Below are 21,611 nucleotides of genomic sequence, written 5' to 3'. Positions count from 1 at the left end.
ATTTTTAAAATTTAAAAACTTATTTTTTCTCTAGAATTCGTGCCGGATTACCGACTACTGTTACGCCCGGTGGCACGCTTTTGGTGACGACTGCCCCCATGCCGACTACTGCGCCCTTGCCAATCACCAAAGGCTTGTCCGGTGTGCCCTGTTTGATCACGGCACCTGTTCCAATATAGGCATGGTCTTCAATATGGATATTGCCATTACATTTCACCCCGGGAGCAAAGGTGACATAATCACCGATGACACAGTCATGAGCGACATAGCTATAAATATTGGCATGAAAGAATTTTCCAATTTTAATATTTGACGTCAGACAGGTGAAAGGACAAAGCAAGCTACCTTCACCAATATATACTTCATCTAGAATAACTGTATTGCCTGCATGAACATCTAAATGCTGAATTTGATCTTCAGTTAAACGCTGAACCAGTTTTTCACGAACTTGACTATTCGCGATAGCAATTGTTACAGCCTTATGTGTATTTGGTTTAGCAAGAAAATCCTCATAACTAGAAATGGCATAACCATTTAAATGATTACCAGCCTGCCCATCATCAATAAAAACAAAGTTATTTTTGGCTAAAGCTGGAAATTGCTGGCGAACCAATGGCATAACTTCTTTACCAAAACCACTTGCACCATAAATACCAATATATAAAGCTGTCATCATGTTTCATCCTTGTTTTGTGAGCCAGTAAAGCGTGTCATGGTCGCTTCACCCTCGGCACTGATATCATCTTTTGCTAAAACTTTATGTACCGTTTTGAACATGATTTTAAAGTCGAGCCATATCGACTGATTTTCCACATACCAGGTATCCAGCTTAAATTTTTCTTCCCAGCCAATGGCATTGCGGCCATTGACCTGCGCGTGACCGGTCATGCCCGGACGGACATTATGGCGTTTGGCCTGTTCGGGGCTGTAAAGTGGCAGGTATTCCATCAGCAGGGGGCGTGGACCGACAATACTCATATCGCCTTTGATCACGTTCCAGAGTTCTGGCATTTCATCCAGACTGGTAGAACGCAGCATTTGGCCAAAAGGCGTTAAACGTTCACTGTCCGGCAATAGGTTACCCTGCTCGTCCACAGCATCTTTCATGGTCCGGAACTTGATCATTTCAAAGGGCTTGCCATGCAAACCGGGACGCACCTGGCGAAACAAGACCGGAGAGCCCAGATTTTTTTTCACTTTGTAAGCCACAAAGGCATAAAGCGGTGAAAGCAGGATCAGGGCAATGGAGGCGATGATAATATCGAAGAAGCGTTTTAGCATTTACAAACCTAGAATATCCACTAAACGTTGATTTACTTTTTCTGCATCAAATTTTTCAACGGCAATTTTATAACTTTCAGCACCCATTACGCGAATTTGTTCTGGATGTTCAATGAAATAAATCATTTTTTCCACCAGAGCTTCAGGATCCCATTTTGGCACTAAAAAGCCATTTACACCATCAATAACTGTTTCTCTACAACCTGGTACATCAGTTGTAATAACAGCACGTCCTATTGCCATTGCTTCTTGTGTACTTCTTGGCACACCTTCACGATAGGACGGCAATACAAATACATGATTGTCAGCGATCCAGTCTTTAATAGTATTCACATGACCAGGGTATTGAATAATATTTGAAGAAATTAAAGTATCAAGCTCTGTTTGTTGCAATGCACCTAAATTGTGATGGTCTATTGCTCCAAGAACTGTAAATTGGGTATCAGGATATATTTTTTTTACTAATTTTGCCGCTTGCACAAACTCGTAAATACCTTTTTCTTTAAGTAGGCGACCAATAAATAGAAACTTTATAGGAAAGTGAATGCTATTTAGCGGTTGGTATGGATAATCTTTTAAATTTAAGCCAATCCCACCCAAAACTTCTACTTTTTTGACTTGTATTGCATGTTGTTCAAGTAAATCTTTAGGATCATCAGGATTTAAAAAAATAAGTTGATCAAGTTGAGGCAATGCAATTTTATATAAAAAAACCTGTATTTTTTTTATAAGTTGCGTTTTTTTACTTAGGCCTTCTGGCTGATCTGTAAAAGTGTAACCTAAGCCTTCAAGCATGCCAATAATACGCGACACGTTAGCTATTTTTGCTGCTAATGTACCAAAAATTACAGGCTTGGAAAAATAAGAAAATACAAGGTCTGGATTAATTGCTTTAATTTTTTTTGAAAGTTGATAAGTTGCAATCATATCTGCAAGTGGGTTCAATCCACCACGGTTTAATGTATATGTAATTGGTGTAGCACCCAACTTTTCTATTTTTTTTAGGTCTTCTGCCGTATATTCCGAGGTAAACGCATAGACTTGATGGCCTTTTTTTAAGAGTGTACGAATTAAATCTGCACGAAAGCCATAGAAGCTAGATGCAACTGTGCCAATCAAGACAATTTTTTTATTTAGCTTCATATAAAGCCAACCATTTATTTATACTTGCTTCTAAAGAAAATAACTTTTCGACTCTTTCTCTAGCCAATTTTCCATTATTTCTTATTTGATCTCCCGTTAAGCTGATTGCCTGTTCTAACCCTTTTGCTAGTGCTTCTGAATCTTCAATAGGTACTAATATTCCTGTTTCCCCCAAAATTTCTGCACTACCACCACAGTCTGTAGCGACAACAAACTTTTCACAAGCCATAGCCTCTATTACAACAGTTGGTAGTCCTTCATGCCGAGACGAAAGTACAAAGTAATCCGCTTGATTTAAAAGCTCAGGAATATCAGATCTTTTCCCTAGCAGTACAACATTATTCTTAATCCCATAATCTTCGATAGTTTTTTCCAAATAGGGGCGAAGTTCACCATCACCAGCGATATAAAACTTAACTTTTTCAATAAGACTATTATCTTTTAAGATTTTTATGGCTTTAAATAAATTAGGATAATCCTTTTGTTCATTAAACCGACCTACCGATAAAACCATTATTTCATCATTTTTTTTCGCTGTTTTAAATGATTTAAATTTACTTAAATCGATTCCATTATACACGGTGGTTAAATTATTTTTATTAAATGCACCTTTACTAATTAAAGACTCTGTCGCTTCTTGACTAACATTACTATTAAAATCAGATAAAAAATTTGTTAATCGATAGGCAATCATTCTGAGTCTTCCACCCTCATTAGAATTATGAGCCGTACAAATTAACTTTGGTATCGCACAGCCAATACGATTTATACGCGTAAAAATATTAGCATGTACCATATGTGCATGTACAACATCTGGCTGAAAATCTTGAATTAGTTTTTTATATTTCTTCGATGCTAAATATAACCCATAGAAATTATTCAAATCTAAAGGTATTATATCCACATTAATATTTTTAGGGTGTACTAGTACTTTACCTGTTAAATAGGCAATTTTGACTTGGTGACCTAAAGTAGACATTTGATCTGCTAAGTCGCAAACAACTTTTTCAGCACCACCTAAACCTAAACCTGTAATAAGGTATAAAATTTTCATTTAAGCAATCCAACCTGTAACATTAAAATCAAAAAACTAAAAGGAACAAGAAGAAAACTAACAATTATAAATATATACGAATTCAAACTATTAAAATTAAGTTTCGAGATAATATATATATACATAAATGCTGAAATTGGAACTAACATTTTAAATGATATATAAAATTTTAAAACAAAACCCATATAAACCAAAAGAATACCAGACATACCATACCAAAATTGAATATCTTTTATATCTTTTCTTCTAAAGAGATATAGAATAAAAACCAAAAAAAACATATAAAAAAGGACAGTAAAAGGATATTTTCTTCCAAAATCATCCCCACCCTCAAGATAGCTATTATAATAAGAACTCACCCCTATTTTTTCAAAAATAATAGGTAAAAACCCAATCATTAATGTAGAAGCAATTATAGAACCCAATAAAAAAATAACAAACCTTTTAAAGGATTTAATTTTAAAGTATTCAAAAATATAATAAATTAATATCGCAAAAATTAATCCACTATGCATTAAACAAGGAAGCAAAAATATAGGAACTGAATAAACATTAGGTCTAATGTTTAAGAAAAAAACAATAAATAGAAATATTAAAGTTGCATATCCAATTCTTAATTGGACACCAAACATATTTGAGAAAATTCCAAAAAATATAACCAAACAAAGAAAAACCTTCACTAAACCACTTAAATTAACTGGATTATTTTTCTTAAAAAAAACAACAAAGAGTGTTAATATAGATATAAATTGTAAAAATAATAATTTATAAACAGGATTAGAAATAAAAAAACCTATAATATAGGAGTAAATATGTATTAGTGGCTCTTCTCTTCCCTCAAAAGGAAAGCTCATAATATGAAGATAATTATCTCTATCGAGTGCAACATCCATACTCATATAGAAAATTATTAAATATAAAAAAACAAAAGGTAGTAAAAAAATAACAGCAAAAAAATAGTTTTTTAAATTGTAAATTGATAATTTTCTCATTTAAATATCACACGCTTTTTTTAAAATAAGAAACTAGTTTAAACATACTAAAATAAACCTTAAAAGAAATTTCCAACATAAAATTTAGTATACTTTTTGGAAAATTACCCAAATACTTCTCTTTATCAGATGCCTCATAAAAACGCCAAAAATTGATTAAAGCCTTCATCCTAACCATACGACTTATATTTTTTGTCTCATAAAGTTCCATATAATATAACAGTGTTGAATTAGGGGATTCTTTTCTAATTTTGAATATTTTATCAGTCAATCCCCCCGACTGATATTCACACAAATAGACCACATCATCAAAAAAATACATATTATATTTTTTTGCAATCCTATTCCAGACCAAAGCTTCTGGACAAAATTTTTCCCCTTCAAATTCAGGAAATTTAAATTCTTTTAATACTTTTTTCTTAAAAACTTCTGCCTTATCACCAGTAATATTATAAAGGTAACGAAATTCAAGATAATTACATATCAAATCCTTATTTAGAGTTGTGCCAGTCAACTGACCATTTAAATGAGCCTTTGAACCACAAACACCTGAAATACGATTATAATTCTTATGATTTTTAATCAAGTCAATTTTATCACAAATAACAGAAATGCTATTAACAGGTAAAACATCATCACTATCTACAAAAAAAATATAATCATATCTTGCTGCTTCAATTCCGATATTTAATGCAGTATGCTTTCCACCATTATTTTTTTTAATATAATTGATATTTATTAAATTTTCACCCATAAATTCCATTATAAGATTTTCAGTATTATCAACACTCCCATCATTAACAACCACCCATTCAAAATCTTTATTTTCTTGACTTTGTAAACTCTCATACAACCTTGGCAATAAATGAGCTCTATTGTAAGTAGCTGTTACTATACTAATCATTTATCAAACAACCTTTGTAGCATAGTTTTTGCTAATAATTTCACTTTATCACCTCCAAATGTTAATGGACTAAATAGAATATAAATAAATCTCCTTATTCTATATTTTTTAATAGAATAAGAAAAATACATTTGAAATACTTTACTATTATGCTCACTCATAAATTCTTTATAATAATTATAAAAATCAAACTTAGCTTTATAGTGCTCTCTAGATATTACAAAACCTACATTACCAAAAAGTCTTCCAAATTTATTTTTTTTAAAGTTTTTATTTCCAGTAACAGCTTGTGAGTGTTGACGATATAGCATTAATTGTTCTGGTATAAATTTAACTCGCCCGAAAGTGTGTGCCATTAAAGACACAAGATCATCATGATGATATACATATCCATTATATGAATTAGTCATTTCTACCAATTTTTTATTCATCATAATAGAACAACCCTGATATCCACCATTAAAAAAAATAAAATCCTCTAAGTCTTTTGCATGTGCAGTAGAAATACTCTCTTGATTTATACTCCCATTTTCACTCCAAGAATAACCATCACAATAAACTAATACCGGCTTTTCAACAGAGTCAATTTCGACTATAGATTTAACTAATTTTTCCAGTTTACTCTCTAACCAAATATCATCTTGGTCACAAAAGATTGCGTAATCCGCTGATGAATTTTTTAAAGTATGTAAAAAATTTTTTCCTGCTTTAAGACCTTTAACGTGATCTTCAATTAATACTATACGGCTATCAATAGCCATATATTTTTCCACGATCTCTAATGTATGATCAGATGAGCCGTCATCATGAATATATAAAATCCAGCTCTTATAGGTTTGTTGCATTAACGACAGTATCTGGTTTTCAATATACTTCTCACCATTATAAGTTGCCATAATAATATCAACTTTTAACAACACTACTTCTCCATAAAATTATTAGACTTCTTGCGTTAGTCAAAATTTAAACAGCCCAAAGCTACATTTTATAAGGTTTTAGGCAATTCAAAAATTAGGTAAAACGATACTTTCGCAAGAGGTCTATTGAAAACAATATTAAGTATAAATTTAGAGCTAAGATTACACCCATAAAAAAATATAAAAATAAGAAAAATAAGAAAAAGGAAGTTATTGAAAAAAACTAAGTAGATATATTCCATATTAACTTACTCAACCTTCTTTTAAGATATTTTTTTGATCAAGAAAAATTAACAATCCCATATCTACAAACATGCGAATTGTCCATGCCCAAGCAGCACCCAGCAAACCATAATATTGAATTAAATATAATAATAAAAGTACATATGGTATTACCTCAAATAAATGAAGTATCGCTGTAACCTTAGAACCACCTTGCGCTTGAATACTAGTAAAAGGTACTTGAGCAATTGAATTAAAAATTAATCCTAAAACTAAAACTTGAAAAATCAGAGTTGATTTTAATGCAAACTGACTGCCTAGCCAAAGATCCAAAATATTTTCAGCAAAATATGCTGCAATAATACCAAACGGCACTATAGATAAAAAAACTAATAGATATGATATTTTTTTGATTTGCTTATTGTCTGCCTCTTTATCAGACAACATAGGAAAAATAGTTCGCGCAATTGCACTCGGGAAAATTCCAATTCTTGAAATAGCTTCTGAAGGTCCTGTATAAAAACCTACTACATTACTACCTACTTTATTAGCCAATATAAACCGATCAAAATAAGACATAATTGGACTAATAATATTACTTACCGCAATCCAACCACCGAAATTTATTAATCTTTTAAAAGTCTCTTTATGAAATTTTAGTTTAACTATGTATTCTTTACAAAACCATAATACTAAAATTATAGATATTACTCTTGATATTAATAACCCTATAACAGCAGATAATAAACTTGAGTCCAGCATCAAACCTATAGCTGGTAATAGAACCACTAGGGTGCTAGAAATAGTTTTAAAAATATTAAGTTTTAAGAACTCTTCTCTTCCCTCTAACAAAGAACACCAAATTTGAGTTAATAAAAATAAAGGAATTGATAAAGATAATAGCATTAAAGAGTACTGGAAATTTTCAACCGCATAAGAGCTTACTTTCAGTAGCTCTGATATAATGCTACTAAATACTATAATTAACACACCAGCTACAACTCCAAGAATTAATACTAACAATGCTGATGTTGAAATAATTTTTAAGACTTCTTCTTCATTATTTTTAAAGATCGCTATCTCTCTAATGACTGAGCGAGTAATACCAACATCAAAAATACTCGCATAACCCACTAAAGCTAGAATAATAGTAAATAGCCCAAACTCTTCAATCCCAAGTTCACGAGCCATATATCCTAAGATAGGAATTGAAAGTATGCCTGGTATAATATAACCTGCTATATTAAAAAAACTATTTTTTGCTATCTTCATTTTAAGTTGCAAGCACTAATATTTGAAAATTTTGTTGCTTTTAAGTCTTTCTCACTCACCACTACTTCACCTACCCGATTTAAAGGCCACTCAATTGCAAGCATCGGGTCATTCCAAATAATTGCTCCTTCACTTTCTTTATTATAATAATGGGTAGTTTTATACAAAAATTGAGTATTGTCTTCAAGTGCTATAAAACCATGCGCAAACCCTTCAGGGATCCAGAACATAGTTTTATTTTCTGCACTCAATTCAAGACCAACCCATTCTCCATAAGTTTTAGAGTTTGGGCGAATATCAACGGCCACATCCCAAACTTTACCTTGAACAACACGAACTAATTTACCTTGAGCATATGGTTCGCGCTGAAAATGCAAACCTCTCAACACCCCTTTTTGCGAACAGGAATGATTGTCCTGCACAAATGTTGGAATAGGTAAATTTAACGCTTTTAATACAGCTTCAAAACGCTGTTGATTAAAGCTTTCCATAAACCAGCCACGATCATCCCCAAATACTTGTGGATGAAGTACTAATAAACCGTCGAGTTTTGTTTTTTCAACTCTCATTTTACTTCATCCAATAATTTCAATAAGTATTGACCATAATCTGTTTTTCTAAGTGCTTCCGCACTTTCCTTAAGTTTTTCTTTTGAAATCCAACCTTGCTGAAAACCAATTTCTTCTAAACAGGCCACTTTTAGCGATTGACGTTTTTCAATGGTATACACAAACTGACCTGCTTCTAGAAGAGATTCATGGGTTCCCGTATCTAGCCATGCAAAACCACGCCCAAGTAATTCAACATTGAGTGAACCATCTTTCAAATAAGCATTGTTAATATCGGTAATTTCTAACTCACCACGTGCGGATGGTTTTACCTGTTTAGCAAACTCAATAACCCGATTATCATAGAAATACAATCCAGTGACTGCATAAGGTGATTTTGGTTTGGTTGGCTTTTCTTCAATGCTCAGCACTTTGCCTGTTGGATCAAACTCCACCACACCAAAACGCTCTGGATCAGTCACATGATAACCAAAAACTGTGGCACCAACATCAACAGCATTTGCTATTTTTAATTGCTTACTAAAATTTTGACCATAATAAATATTGTCACCCAATATTAAGCACACATGATCATTACCTATAAATTCTTCACCAATAATAAAAGCCTGAGCTAATCCATCTGGTGAAGGCTGCTCTTTATAACTTAACTTAATACCAAACTGCGAACCATCACCAAGTAACTTTTCAAAGTTTGGTAAGTCTTCAGGCGTCGAAATAATTAAAATCTCACGAATACCTGCCAACATCAATACTGATAATGGATAATAAATCATGGGTTTATCATAAATTGGTAAAAGCTGCTTAGATACACCTTTAGTGATAGGATGTAAGCGTGTGCCTGAACCACCTGCCAATATAATACCTTTACGCTTTATGCTCATTTATGAAATACCTCAACTACTGTTCTTTGTACATGTACTTTCCAATCTGGCAAATAGATTTGAAAAGCATGTTGAATTTTTTGATTATTTAATCGTGAATTATGTGGACGTTTAGCTGGTGTCGGATATGCTGCTGTTGGAATCGGATTAACTTGTTGAATGGCTAAATTCACACCTAAGTTTTTTGCTTGTTCAAATATATAGTGTGCATACTCAAACCACGATGTTTCCCCACTAGCAACCAAATGGTAAATACCAATTTTAGTTTGATCTCGCAATGTCTGCACAATCGCATGAGCACTTACATCGGCAATTAGCTCAGCTGACGTTGGAGCGCCAATTTGATCATCAATAATAGATAATTCTTCACGCTGCTGAGATAAAGTAAGCATTGTTTTTAAAAAGTTTTTACCTTTTTGTGCAAAAACCCATGATGTTCGAAATATCAAGTAATTGCACTGAGCATTTTGAATAGCCTGCTCCCCTAATGCCTTAGTTTGACCATATACATTCAAAGGTTTCAGTGCATCTGTTTCATTTAATATTGATGTACCTTCACCATCAAAAACATAATCTGTCGAATAATGCACTAAAAGTGCCTTAATTTGAGCACAAGCCTCAGCTATCTTCCTTACTGCCACATAATTAATGAGATTAGCCATATCTTGTTCTGTTTCAGCCAAATCTACAGCAGTATAAGCACTTGCATTCACAACAACATTTGGGGCTATATCTATAATAGTTTGATAAATTTGATCGGGCTTACTTAAATCACCACACCATTGATTTAAACCATTTCGATCAAGTGAAATCACCTCACCCAATGGCGTAAGGGAGCGCTGAAGCTCCCAACCAACTTGTCCATTTTTTCCAAGCAATAAGATTTTCATTACTTAGCCTTGTATTGTTTTTCTAACCAAGATTGGTATTCCCCACTTTGAATATGAGCAACCCACTCCTGATTATTCAAATACCACTCTACTGTTTTACGGATTCCAGTTTCAAATGTTTCCTTTGGTGTCCAGCCTAATTCATTTTGAATTTTTGTAGCATCAATCGCATAGCGTAAGTCATGACCAGGGCGGTCTTTTACAAATGTAATCAGTGATTCATAAGTTTGACCATTGGCTTGTGGCTTTAACTCATCCAAAATCTTACAAATGGTTTTGACCACTTCTATATTCTGCTTTTCATTATGACCACCAATATTATAGGTTTCACCCACTACACCTTCGGTCACCACTTTATATAAAGCACGTGCATGATCTTCTACAAATAACCAATCCCGAATTTGCTGACCATTCCCATATACTGGTAAAGGTTTAGCATCCAGTGCATTTAGAATCACCAATGGAATTAATTTTTCTGGAAAATGGTAAGGCCCATAATTATTTGAGCAATTGGTTACTATAACAGGTAGACCATAGGTCCTATGCCAAGCACGTACCAAATGATCCGAACTGGCTTTAGAGGCAGAATATGGAGAGCTTGGAGCGTATGAAGTTGTTTCTGTAAACAAATCTGTCGTGCCTTCTAAGTCACCATATACTTCATCTGTAGAAATATGATGAAAGCGAAAGTTCTGTTGTGCCTCAACATCAAGACTCATCCAATACTTTCGAGCAGCTTCGAGTAAAGTATAAGTTCCCACAATATTGGTTTGAATAAATGCTGCCGGGCCATCAATTGAGCGGTCTACATGTGACTCTGCAGCCAAGTGCATAATTGCATGAGGCTGAAATGCATCTATTGCAGCTGTAATTTGTTCTGTATCGCAAATATCAATTTGTTTGAACTCATAGTTCGAGTGTTGATCAATTTCTTTTAACGATTCTAAATTTCCTGCATAAGTCAATTTATCAATATTAAAAACTTGATTATTAGTGTTTTGAATAATATGACGGATGACTGCTGAACCAATAAAACCGGCGCCACCAGTGACAAGAATTTTCATTTATATGACCTTAAATTTCTTTTTAAGAATTTTACCAACAGGAGTATAAAATTTTGCAGCTATTGTAGACATAAATTAAAAAAAAGATATTAATATAGTATTAAATTTTAACCAATCATCAAAAAAATAAAAAAATAAATATAAAAATCAGATAACTAAATTAAAAATGTAAATTAAAAATGTTTTGAAGATATTCAATAATTAGATTTTGCACTACAATCCTTTCTTAATAACGATGTATTAAAATTAAGGGCTTGAATGTGAAGTATCAACGCACATCCATTTTATTCACTATTTCAATATTATTTTCTGGTTGTACGCTTACTTCCGGTTTGCAAACCTATGATTTGCCTCCTCAAGGTAATTACAGAACCGATCAAGGCGCAGAGCTTTCAGTCATACAAATTACGCAAGACAATATTCCTCGTATCGAACTCAATAACTCTCAGAATTCCAATACTATTTTTCACTTATTTAACAAGCATCAACAAGTCTATAAATTGAGTTCAGGTGATGTTCTCTCAATTCAACTTTGGGCCTACCCAGAAATCACCCCCCCTATTCAGGATATTTCCAATGTAAAAGCTGCAGGTTATCCCATAGACTCTAGTGGCAACATACAATTACCTTTAGTGGGACAGGTACGGGTAGCCGGGAAAACACTGGCTGAAACCAATCGTTTTTTACGCAGTCAATTTGCACGCTATTTGAAACATCCGGATGTAGTAGTTCGAGTATTGTCTTATGAAGGTCGTCGCTATTTTGTCAATGGACAAGTCATGCGTAGTGGCCAATATACGCTAAATGATCAGCCCATTAGCATCTATACAGCACTCGGACAGGCAGGTGGTATTAATACTGAAACAGGTGACAATACCAACATTCAATTGATCCGGGAGGGTCAAACTTTTGACCTCAATGTACTACAACTAGAGAAACAAGGCCTATCTTTACATCATTTACTGATTCAGCCGAATGATACTATTTTTGTGAATACTAAACAGAATCAAAAGCTTTATGTTATGGGTGAGTCGAGTAAAAGCCAAGCGCTGGCTTTACGTGAACAAGGTATGACCCTAAGTGATGTTTTGGGTGAAAGTGAAGGAATTAATCCTTACTCCGCAAGTGCGGCTAAAATTTATGTAATGCGCACCGATTTAGCCACCAAGCAGTCCACTGTGTATCACTTGAATTTAAGCAGTTTTGGTAATTTGGGCTTAGCCAATCAATTCGAAATGAAAAAAAATGACATCGTTTATATTGATGCGACTGGATTAACGCGCTGGCAACGTATTGTTAACCAGATTATTCCGTTCTCTAGTGCACTCTATAGCTTTGACCAACTGGGTAAATAAAATATGCAAATTCGGAATATTTTAGTCGTCTGTGTGGGAAATATTTGTCGTAGTCCAATGGGTGAGTTTTTTCTCAAGAAAAGTCATCCTAACTTACATATTGAGTCTGCTGGTCTTTCTGCCATGGTAGGCCATAGTGCTGATGATAAGGCCATTGCAAGTATGGCAAGAAAATCAATTGATATGAGCTCACATGTCGCAAAACAAATTGATGCCCACTTAATCAAAACTGCAGATTTAATTTTAGTGATGAGTTCAAATCAACAAAAACATATAGAAAAGACTTGGCCATTTGCTAAAGGTAAAGTATTTCGTTTAGGACATTGGCAAGGTCATAATGTTCCCGATCCTTATAAGCTTGATCAAGCATTTTTTGAAGAAACATGTAATAACATCGAATCTTATGTTTCGGATTGGCAATCACATATTTAATTTTATCTAGTAGTTTATCCATGAATCAAAATTCAAGTACTAATGACGATACCATTGACTTAAAAGAATTATTTTTTTCGTTAATTGCACAATGGAAAGTGATCGCGCTTTGTATCGTATTGAGCTTAACCTTCGCATTACTTTATTTACGTGTTACTCCCTCAATTTATTCTGCTGATGCAATGGTTCTAGTAGAGGATAATAAAGGCGCTGGAGCTGCTGCCCTATTGGGTGGGTTGAGTGATGCTATTCCAGGGGGAATGGGCGGAAAATCTCCCGCAGATGCTGAGATTGAAATCTTAAACTCACGCATGATTTTGGGACAATCCATTCAAAATTTGCACCTTGATATCCAAATTAAAGATAATAGTGATACTTTATTTAATCGTCTGATTAAAAATGACAAAGCTGAAGTTCTTTATAAAAAGGATATGGTGGTTTTCCAGAAGAAAAATCAAGCCTTCTTAATCAAAACGTTAAAAATTCCAAATTACTATCTAGATAAAAAATTAGAGTTAAAATTCACGGATAACAACCAGTTTACTTTCTCTTATAAAGATGAAGTGATATTTAAAGGTCAATTGAATTCGAGCAATCAAGCCATAGATTCTAAGGGCCTTTGGGAAGTGGCAATATTTAGCAAATCTCCGTTTAAAGAAACATTTACTATTACTAAACTTGCACTACCTACAGCAATGCAGTTCTTAAAAAATGACTATGGTGTAGCAGAGAGAGGGAAAAACTCCGGTGTTATTGGTCTAAATTATAATGGCAATGATAAGGAACATATTACTCAAGTTCTGAATAATATTTTATCCGTCTATCAAATACAAAATATTCAACGCAAGTCTTTAGAATCTAAACAAACTTTAAATTTTCTAGACAAACAGCTGCCGGAACTTAAACAGCAACTTGAGGAATCAGAAATCAAGTTCAACCGTTTCCGTGAGCAATACAATACTATCGATGTGACTCAAGAAGCCGAGTTAATGTTAAAGCAAAATGTTGAACTGGAAAAGATGAAAATCCAATTACAACAACAGCAAGCGGAACTTTCTTCAAAATATACCCCTGATCACCCTCTAATGTCAGCCATTAATGCTCAACTTGCTGAAATTAATCAAAAAACATCAGAAATGACACAATCGATTAAACGTTTACCAGAAACACAACGATTATATTTACAGCTATATCGAGATGTGAAAGTAAACACTGAACTTTATACCGCTTTACTCAATAGCTATCAGCAATTAAAAATTGCAGAGGCTGGTGAAATTGGTAATGTTAGAGTTATTGACCAAGCTGTTGAACCTGTTAAACCAATTAAACCTAAGCCATTAATTACAATAATTTTATCAATTTTTGTTGGTGGTTTTATTGGAGTATTAATTGCACTACTACGCAATATGATGCGTTCAGGCATTAAAGACGCAGCGCAAATTGAAAATGAGCTTGATCTGCCAGTCTATGCCACTGTACCGCGCTCTGTTATTCAAGAAAGTCGTATTAACCTATTAAAGAAGAAAAAGAATATTCCTATTCTTGCGGTTAAAGATAGCAGTGATATCGCGATTGAAAGCCTCCGTAGCATGCGAACAGCAATTCATTTTGCCTTAATGAATGCGACCAATAATGTGATTGCAATTTCTGGCCCTGCACCTGAAGTTGGAAAATCATTCATTACCACTAACCTTGCTACTATTTTAGCGCAAGGGGGAAAACGGGTTCTGGTCATTGATGGTGATCTACGTCGTGGCTATTTACATAAGTACTTTAATGCCGAAGTGCAACCAGGTTTAGCAGAATTATTGAATCACCAAAATAGCTATGAAGAGGTGGTGCAAAATTCAACTGTAGATAACCTGTTTTTTGTGACACGTGGTAAGAGTCCGGTTAACCCGTCTGAACTATTAAGTACAGATCAATTCAAGACTTTCCTGGATCAGGCCTCTGCTCATTTTGATCATATCCTGATTGACACGCCACCCGTCCTTGCAGTGACCGATGGTATTATTATTGCGCAATATGCGGGTGTAAATTTATTGATTGCCCGTCATGGTAAAACACAAATCAAAGAGCTGGAAATCACTGTGAATCGTTTTGAACAGGCCAATGTCAAAGTGAATGGCGTGATTCTGAATGATGTACAAAAAGGGGCGGCAGGTAGCTATGGTTATAATTATGCCTATGCTTATACCGCAAATAAAGACAATGACTAATTCATTGTAAGCTTTGATTTCACATCCTGCCTTGAGCAGGGTGTGAAATCACCCTCTATTACATTTATCTCAAATGATCATTGTTGAAAAAATCAACTAAAAACCCTATCTTGGTTACAGTTTAAAACTCCTGAGAATATACAAAAATGTTACCTAAAACACTGCTCGCCAGCTTGGCATTAAGTTCCTCACTAACCTTTGCTCAAGGCATCGTTTTAAATGACCAAAACCTGCGCACCGATTTAAACTGGTTAAATCAGCAAGGTGTGATTCAAGTTAGCACTTCGACCTGGCCAATGAGTGGTGATGAAATCCAACGCGCCCTTTCTCAGGCCCAAGTCAGCAATAATAATCAGCAAAGAGTCATTGATTCAGTCATGGCTCATTTGAATACCAACAACCAGTTACTTAAAGCATCACTATTTGCAGAGACAGATCAAAAAAATATTCCTCAAGTCTTTGGCGACCAGCAAAAAGCGCAATACCAAGCGGGTATAGAGTTAAATACAGGCAATCAAAATTGGGATGCCAGACTTCGCATAAATGCAGAAAAAGATCCCCAGATTGATAATGATCAAGATGTGAATGTGGAAGGGTCTTACCTCGCAGGTAAATTGTGGAATCAATGGCTGATTGCTGGACAAATTCCGACCTACTGGGGACCCGGCCATGATGGCAGCTTAATTCGGGGTGATGCTAGTCGCCCTGTATATGGTGTGACCATGCAGCGTGCTGAACAGAATGCTTTTGCGAATAAATGGTTCTCTTGGATTGGACCTTGGCAATATCAAGCCTTTGCCGGACAACTGGATGACTATGATGCTGTACCTGATGCTAAATTAATTGGCTTACGTCTCACTGCACAACCTTTACCCTATTTGGAGCTAGGTGCATCGCGTGCTATCCAATGGGGAGGTGAAGGACGACCTGAAAGCCTGAGCTCACTTTGGGATGCTTTTGTCGGTAATAAAGACAATGGTGGCACAGGTGAACCTGACCCATCCAATCAAATTGCCGGGTTTGATGCGCGCTTAAATCTACAGCCACTGCTGCAAGTCCCAATGGGGATGTATGCACAATATATTGGTGAAGATGAAGCGGGCGGCTTACCAGCCAAAAAAATGTATTTGGCTGGGGTAGATTATTCTTCTAGCTATAATAATATGCCTTTCCAGCTATATACCGAATGGGCAGACACCCGCACCAATGGCAAGGCCCAAGGTATTTCTTATAATCACACCAATTATATTGGTGGTTTTTATCAACATGGTTACCCATTAGCACATGCAATGGGTGGTGATGGTCAAATGGTTTCTGTGGGTGGTGATATTCGTTTCGATCGCCTGAACCGTGTTAATGCTCGAGTGCTGTTTGCCAAGTTGAATGAGTCTAACCGAACTACTAATTTAGCTTTTCCAGCGCAGGATGAATTAAAAGCTGTTGATGTGAGCTGGACCCATTATTTACGCCCAGATATTCCACTGAAACTAAATGGCTGGATCAGTGATTCAGACTTACGTGGTAATGATGGTGGTGCATCGATTGGAATTGAATTTCCTTTAGAAAAAGGCTTATTTTCCTACTAAGTTCTTTGCAAAATACAATGTCGGTTGGAGCAAGTATTGTTCCTAGACATTCTCTAACAATGATTAAATTCTAAAAAATTAAAAAACCAGCGATTGCTGGTTTTTTATATCTTTAAACTTCAACACAACTGCGATGCCCTCTTGCTAAAAAACCACCCATTCTGCAAGATTTCTCAAAATTTTCTGCTAAGATGGAATGAACCTCAACGATAACATTAGATTGGAATAATACATGAGCAAGGCCTTACCGATTGCTGTCGCTGTTCTTCTAGGCGGTGCCGCGCTAGTACCTGTTTACTATGCAACTCAAAACCCAGCAGCTCAAACTACAAAAGCATCTAAAGATGCCTCGGCTGTTTCTAAAATTAGCTATGCACTCGGTTATGAAGTCGCTCATCAAACTCCACCTGAGCTGGATATTAACAGCTTTGTAACAGGCGTTCGCGAAGGTCATGCCCGTACTGCTCCTGCTTATACTGAAGAAGAATTACAAGCAGCTTATGAGCAGTTCCAAAAAGAAATGCAGCAGAAGCAAGTGGATAGTGCCAAACAGGCTCAGGCATCAAGTGATACTTTCCTGACTGAAAATGCCAAAAAAGCTGGAATAAAAACTACAGCATCTGGTTTGCAATATGTAGTGACCAAAGAAGGTACGGGCAAGCAGCCTGCAGCAACTTCAATTGTGAAAGTACATTACACAGGGAAATTAGTTGATGGTACCGTGTTTGACAGTTCGGTTGAACGTGGCGAGCCGATTGAGTTCCCACTCAATCAGGTCATTCCAGGCTGGACCGAAGGTCTGCAACTGATGAAAGAAGGCGGTAAAGCAACCCTGTATATTCCATCTAAACTGGGTTATGGCGAACAGGGCGTGCCAGGTACGATTCCTCCACACAGTACTTTGATTTTTGATGTGGAACTCATCGAAGTAAAATAATCCACGAAAAGGAGAGCAACGCGCTCTCCTTTATTTTGAGAATTAATCATGAAAATACAAACAAGTTTAATGGTTTTACTGCTGAGTTCTGGCAGTCTGTTTGCAAAAGACGTCACCAATAAAAGCCCGGAAGCCGAACAGGTCGGCTACAGCTTTGGTTATCTGATGGGAAAAAGTAATGCTGACTCCTTACAAGGCATTGATCTGGATGCCTTCAGCGCCGGTTTGAAAGCGGCAGCAGCTGGTCAACAGGCGACTTTAAGCGAGGAAGATATGGCGCGGGTCTTGACCCAGTTTAAGCGTCAGGCTGAAGCCAAAGAGCTGATTACCCTGAAAAAGCAGGCGGATGAAAATGCCAAAATTGGTCAGGCTTTTCTGGCTGAAAATGCAAAAAAACCGGGGATAAAAACCACCAAATCAGGTTTGCAATATCAGATTCTTCAGGAAGGAAAAGGTAAATCGCCGAGCGCAAATAGTAATGTCCGTGTACATTATGAAGGCCGTTTAATCGATGGTACGGTTTTTGACAGCTCGATTGCCCGTAATCAGCCCGTGGTATTTCGTACCACCCAAGTCATTACCGGCTGGACCGAAGGTTTACAGCTGATGAAAGAAGGTGCCAAATATCGTTTCTTCATTCCGGCCGAACTGGCCTATGGACAGATTGGTTCAGGGGATGTAATTGAACCGAACAGTACTTTAATTTTTGATGTGGAATTACTGGAAATTACTAAATAATAAGTCCTATTTTTCCAGATCTAAAATCGGAGAGGTTCTATATTGGCCTCTCTTTTTTTATGGGCTTAAGTATCCTTAAATCGCAGGTTTTCATGTCACATTCCTATCAGTTTTGCTATGTTATGTTTTAATCAAGCAATTCAACAACAATAGAGGACGTCAGCATGGTAGCAATCAAGACTCGCGAAATTCATTATACTGCGCAGGATGGCAGCCCATTAATTGGTTATTTTGCCGCCCCAGAAACAGATACCCCTGTTGCCGGTGTACTGGTCGCACCCGAATGGTGGGGTCGGAATGAATATACCGAACAGCGTGCCCGTGAACTTGCAGAACATGGCTATGCGGCCTTGGCCATGGACATGTATGGTGATAAAAAAGTCACGACCAATTCTGATCAGGCTCATCAGTGGATGATGCAGACTTTTGAAGATCCTGACACTATCGTTAACCGTGCAACAGCAGCCTTGAATGCCCTGGCAGCACAGGATGAAGTCAATGCTGATAAGCTTGCAGCGATTGGTTTCTGCTACGGCGGCAAAGTCGTATTGGATCTGGCCCGTTCTAATGCACCTTTAAAAGCGGTGGCGACTTTCCATGCCATTCTGTCGCCAAAAGCACCTGCTCAGGAAGGTCAGGTACAGGCGGAAATCCTGGTGCTACATGGTGAACTAGACAGCATGGTAACCCTGGATGATGTCGCCAGTTTCCGTGAGGAAATGCATGCTGCCAAAGTCGAGCATGAAGTGATTGTTTTTGAAAATGCCAAACATGGCTTTAGCAACCCGCTTGCGGATGAACGGGCCAAAGCCAATGGTGTGGATCTTGGTTACAATGCAGAAGCGGAACAAAAAGGTCTGGCAGCAATGTATGCCTTGCTAGACTGCCATTTGGCATAAATAGAAACAACTATCCGGCTTGTTCACAGGCTGAATATTTTAGATACTTCATGAAGAAAAGAAGATAAATCCTACCAGAGGAGAATGTGTATGATGGCTGAAACCAACTGCCCCTACTGCAATTTTGACGAATATGATGTCATTGCCAAAAATGATTATGGTGTGGTGTTGCCTGAACCAAATTCATTGTCCGAAGGTCATTGTGTGATCATTCCATTGCGGCATGTGGCCTCATTTTTTGAAGTGACTGACAAAGAACGTAAAAGTTTGATGTCTCTACTGGAACAGGCACGCAATGAACTGCAATTACGCTACCAGCCTGCCGGTTTTCATGTCGGCTTTATTGATGGTGAAGTATTTCAGGAAAAGGTAGAACATCTGCATATTCATATTATTCCGCGTTATACAGGCAAGACCTTGAAGCTGGATGAGCGCTGGGGAATTAACGATTAACCGGATTCTTTATCAAAAATAAATGCTCTACGGAGCGTTTATTTTTTTGAAATCACTCTTCTGCCCAAACAAATGAGCAGCCATTTTTATCCTACTTTTCACATTCCCACCCTGCTGATTCCGCTATACTAGCTGCTGCTTATTCGGTTGCTAGGTATTCATGTTCGTATTTTCAGATGCCCTGTTGGAATGGTTTGATGTGCATGGTCGTCATGACTTGCCCTGGCAGGTGACAGATGATCCGTATAAAGTCTGGGTCTCTGAAATCATGTTGCAGCAAACCCAGGTCAAAACTGTACTGCAATATTTTGAACGATTTATCCAGCGTTTTCCGACTGTTCAGGACTTGGGTCAAGCCTCATGGGATGAGGTCGCACCCTACTGGGCAGGTCTCGGCTATTATGCCCGCGCCCGCAATCTGCATAAAGCTGCCGGCATCGTGACAGCACAGCAGCAGTTCCCTCAAACCCTAGAAGAATGGATGGCCTTGCCCGGCATTGGCCGTTCTACCGCTGGTGCCCTCATGTCACTCGGTTTACGTCAATATGGCGTAATCATGGATGGCAATGTCAAACGGGTATTGTCACGTTTCTTTGCCATTGAAGATGATCTGTCCAAACCGGTGCATGAGCGTGCCTTATGGCAACTGGCAGAACAACTCTGTCCTATCGAACGCAATCATGACTATACCCAGGCAATTATGGATCTGGGCGCGACCGTATGTACCCCGAAAAAGCCTTTGTGTCTGTATTGTCCAATGCAGCAGCATTGCAAGGCACATCAGCAAGGACTGGAAAATGAATTGCCTTTCAAGAAGGCCAAAAAACCGGTTCCGGTACGCTCTGCTCAGGTCCTGCTAATCCAGTCCGGTACAGACTGGCTCTGGCAACAACGTCCCAATAGCGGTCTTTGGGGCGGTCTCTGGTGTCTGCCGATTATTGAAAATACATATGAATTTGAACAGCAATGCCAGCAGTTGGACCTCAAGAACATCATCAAAAAAACCCAGATTAGCCACAGTTTTACCCATTTTACCTGGCAACTTGAAGCAATTGTTTTTGCAGTAGATCAGGATCAGCAGGAACATCTGGCCATTGAACTGCAAGGCTGCTGGATGAGTCCGCAAACAGCAACTGAGGCCGGCATTCCGACTGCCATGAAAAAATTGATCACTAGCGTCAATCTGTGACATAGTCTGAACAAAGCAAAATATCGCTCAGCTCAACATGAGCATTGCCAATATTTAAGGATGAATAAAGTGCGCCAATACCTTGCTTTGACGTGGATTGCTTTGATTGCTGTGCTGCTGGCTGCCTGTAGCAGTACACCAAAAAAATCCCCTGCTGTACAGCTCAACCCTATCCTCGTGCAAAAACTGAAAAGTATGCGAGTACCGTCCTCTCTGCCAATCCCGGTGGCACGCATACAAGCACGTGAGTTAACAGATACCTGGGGTGCTTCGCGCAGTCGCGGACGCCTACATGAAGGTATTGATATCATGGCTCCACGTGGAACCAAAGTCTTTAGCGCGACTGAGGGTCTAATTGCAGATTTACGTAACAACAATTTGGGTGGTAAAGTAGTCTGGATTTTGGGTCCAGGCGGCTCCTGGCACTATTATGCGCATCTGGATGGCCATAAACGTGGCTTAAAAGTCGGCGACTATGTCAAAAAAGGCCAGCTGATTGCTTATGTCGGCAACAGCGGCAATGCCCGGCATACTGCTCCCCATCTGCATTATGGAATCTATTTACAGGGCAAGGGCCGCGGTGTGGTCAACCCTTATCCCTATTTACGTTAATT

Annotated in this window: 22 protein-coding genes; 10 read left to right on the top strand and 12 right to left on the bottom strand. The window is 37.2% G+C overall.

Going from position 1 to position 21,611, the window contains the following annotated elements:
* Positions 1–19: 19 nt before the first annotated feature.
* The 12 genes from FTV08_RS11370 to rfbB all read right to left on the bottom strand — a co-directional run bounded on the left by FTV08_RS11370 (position 20) and on the right by rfbB (position 11,189).
* The gene (locus tag FTV08_RS11370) at positions 20–673 is read right to left on the bottom strand and encodes an acetyltransferase (RefSeq protein WP_180087400.1); all 654 of its coding nucleotides are present in this window, start codon (positions 671–673) and stop codon (positions 20–22) included.
* Positions 673–1,281 carry a sugar transferase gene (locus FTV08_RS11365; protein ID WP_180087376.1) on the bottom strand — a complete coding sequence of 203 codons (609 nt, stop codon included), beginning with the start codon at positions 1,279–1,281 and terminating at the stop codon, positions 673–675. The genes FTV08_RS11370 and FTV08_RS11365 overlap by 1 nt, the downstream gene beginning before the upstream one ends.
* A complete protein-coding gene (locus FTV08_RS11360) occupies positions 1,282–2,424 on the bottom strand; it encodes a glycosyltransferase family 4 protein (RefSeq protein ID WP_180087375.1) in 1,143 nt (380 codons plus the stop codon). It lies immediately after the preceding gene.
* On the bottom strand, positions 2,411–3,478 hold the full coding sequence (locus FTV08_RS11355) for a glycosyltransferase (RefSeq protein WP_180087374.1): 1,068 nt from the start codon (positions 3,476–3,478) through the stop codon (positions 2,411–2,413). Before FTV08_RS11355 ends, FTV08_RS11360 begins: the two co-directional genes overlap by 14 nt.
* Positions 3,475–4,470, bottom strand: coding sequence for an EpsG family protein (locus tag FTV08_RS11350; RefSeq protein WP_180087373.1), 996 nt, complete (start codon positions 4,468–4,470; stop codon positions 3,475–3,477). Before FTV08_RS11350 ends, FTV08_RS11355 begins: the two co-directional genes overlap by 4 nt.
* 7 nt (positions 4,471–4,477) lie before the next feature.
* A complete protein-coding gene (locus tag FTV08_RS11345; protein ID WP_180087372.1) occupies positions 4,478–5,374 on the bottom strand; it encodes a glycosyltransferase family A protein in 897 nt (298 codons plus the stop codon).
* Positions 5,371–6,294 (bottom strand): glycosyltransferase, encoded by a 924-nt coding sequence (locus FTV08_RS11340; RefSeq protein ID WP_180087371.1) that lies wholly within the window; start codon positions 6,292–6,294, stop codon positions 5,371–5,373. Before FTV08_RS11340 ends, FTV08_RS11345 begins: the two co-directional genes overlap by 4 nt.
* A 249-nt stretch (positions 6,295–6,543) precedes the next feature.
* The gene (locus tag FTV08_RS11335) at positions 6,544–7,785 is read right to left on the bottom strand and encodes a flippase (protein ID WP_180087370.1); all 1,242 of its coding nucleotides are present in this window, start codon (positions 7,783–7,785) and stop codon (positions 6,544–6,546) included.
* Complete coding sequence (gene rfbC, locus FTV08_RS11330) at positions 7,782–8,354, bottom strand: dTDP-4-dehydrorhamnose 3,5-epimerase (RefSeq protein WP_180087369.1); 573 nt, start codon at positions 8,352–8,354, stop codon at positions 7,782–7,784. The genes FTV08_RS11335 and rfbC overlap by 4 nt, the downstream gene beginning before the upstream one ends.
* Complete coding sequence (gene rfbA / locus FTV08_RS11325) at positions 8,351–9,235, bottom strand: glucose-1-phosphate thymidylyltransferase RfbA (RefSeq protein WP_180087368.1); 885 nt, start codon at positions 9,233–9,235, stop codon at positions 8,351–8,353. The genes rfbC and rfbA overlap by 4 nt, the downstream gene beginning before the upstream one ends.
* On the bottom strand, positions 9,232–10,125 hold the full coding sequence (gene rfbD, locus FTV08_RS11320) for a dTDP-4-dehydrorhamnose reductase (RefSeq protein ID WP_180087367.1): 894 nt from the start codon (positions 10,123–10,125) through the stop codon (positions 9,232–9,234). Before rfbD ends, rfbA begins: the two co-directional genes overlap by 4 nt.
* Complete coding sequence (gene rfbB / locus FTV08_RS11315; RefSeq protein ID WP_180087366.1) at positions 10,125–11,189, bottom strand: dTDP-glucose 4,6-dehydratase; 1,065 nt, start codon at positions 11,187–11,189, stop codon at positions 10,125–10,127. Before rfbB ends, rfbD begins: the two co-directional genes overlap by 1 nt.
* 260 nt (positions 11,190–11,449) lie before the next feature.
* On the opposite strand from rfbB, the gene FTV08_RS11310 reads away from it, so the two are divergent.
* From FTV08_RS11310 to FTV08_RS11265, 10 genes are all read left to right on the top strand, one after another.
* The gene (locus tag FTV08_RS11310; RefSeq protein ID WP_180087365.1) at positions 11,450–12,544 is read left to right on the top strand and encodes a polysaccharide biosynthesis/export family protein; all 1,095 of its coding nucleotides are present in this window, start codon (positions 11,450–11,452) and stop codon (positions 12,542–12,544) included.
* Positions 12,545–12,547: 3 nt separating this feature from the next.
* The gene (locus tag FTV08_RS11305; protein ID WP_180087364.1) at positions 12,548–12,976 is read left to right on the top strand and encodes a low molecular weight protein-tyrosine-phosphatase; all 429 of its coding nucleotides are present in this window, start codon (positions 12,548–12,550) and stop codon (positions 12,974–12,976) included.
* Positions 12,977–12,996: 20 nt separating this feature from the next.
* Complete coding sequence (locus tag FTV08_RS11300) at positions 12,997–15,195, top strand: polysaccharide biosynthesis tyrosine autokinase (RefSeq protein WP_180087363.1); 2,199 nt, start codon at positions 12,997–12,999, stop codon at positions 15,193–15,195.
* 146 nt (positions 15,196–15,341) lie between these two features.
* Positions 15,342–16,781: a capsule assembly Wzi family protein gene (locus tag FTV08_RS11295; RefSeq protein ID WP_180087362.1), complete on the top strand. Its 1,440-nt coding sequence runs from the start codon at positions 15,342–15,344 to the stop codon at positions 16,779–16,781.
* Between the two features lie 232 nt (positions 16,782–17,013).
* Positions 17,014–17,718, top strand: coding sequence for an FKBP-type peptidyl-prolyl cis-trans isomerase (locus FTV08_RS11290; RefSeq protein WP_180087361.1), 705 nt, complete (start codon positions 17,014–17,016; stop codon positions 17,716–17,718).
* Positions 17,719–17,766: 48 nt separating this feature from the next.
* Positions 17,767–18,456, top strand: coding sequence for an FKBP-type peptidyl-prolyl cis-trans isomerase (locus tag FTV08_RS11285; protein WP_180087360.1), 690 nt, complete (start codon positions 17,767–17,769; stop codon positions 18,454–18,456).
* 149 nt (positions 18,457–18,605) lie between these two features.
* Positions 18,606–19,355 (top strand): dienelactone hydrolase family protein, encoded by a 750-nt coding sequence (locus tag FTV08_RS11280; protein WP_373687395.1) that lies wholly within the window; start codon positions 18,606–18,608, stop codon positions 19,353–19,355.
* 93 nt (positions 19,356–19,448) lie between these two features.
* A complete protein-coding gene (locus tag FTV08_RS11275; RefSeq protein ID WP_180087399.1) occupies positions 19,449–19,808 on the top strand; it encodes an HIT family protein in 360 nt (119 codons plus the stop codon).
* Positions 19,809–19,968: 160 nt separating this feature from the next.
* Positions 19,969–20,997 (top strand): A/G-specific adenine glycosylase, encoded by a 1,029-nt coding sequence (gene mutY, locus FTV08_RS11270; protein WP_180087358.1) that lies wholly within the window; start codon positions 19,969–19,971, stop codon positions 20,995–20,997.
* A 69-nt stretch (positions 20,998–21,066) separates the two neighbouring features.
* Positions 21,067–21,609 (top strand): M23 family metallopeptidase, encoded by a 543-nt coding sequence (locus tag FTV08_RS11265; RefSeq protein ID WP_180087357.1) that lies wholly within the window; start codon positions 21,067–21,069, stop codon positions 21,607–21,609.
* Positions 21,610–21,611: the final 2 nt, after the last annotated feature.

Source organism: Acinetobacter sp. YH12226 (genome assembly GCF_013417805.1).
Classification (GTDB): domain Bacteria; phylum Pseudomonadota; class Gammaproteobacteria; order Pseudomonadales; family Moraxellaceae; genus Acinetobacter.
This window is presented reverse-complemented; position numbering and strand designations above follow the sequence as displayed.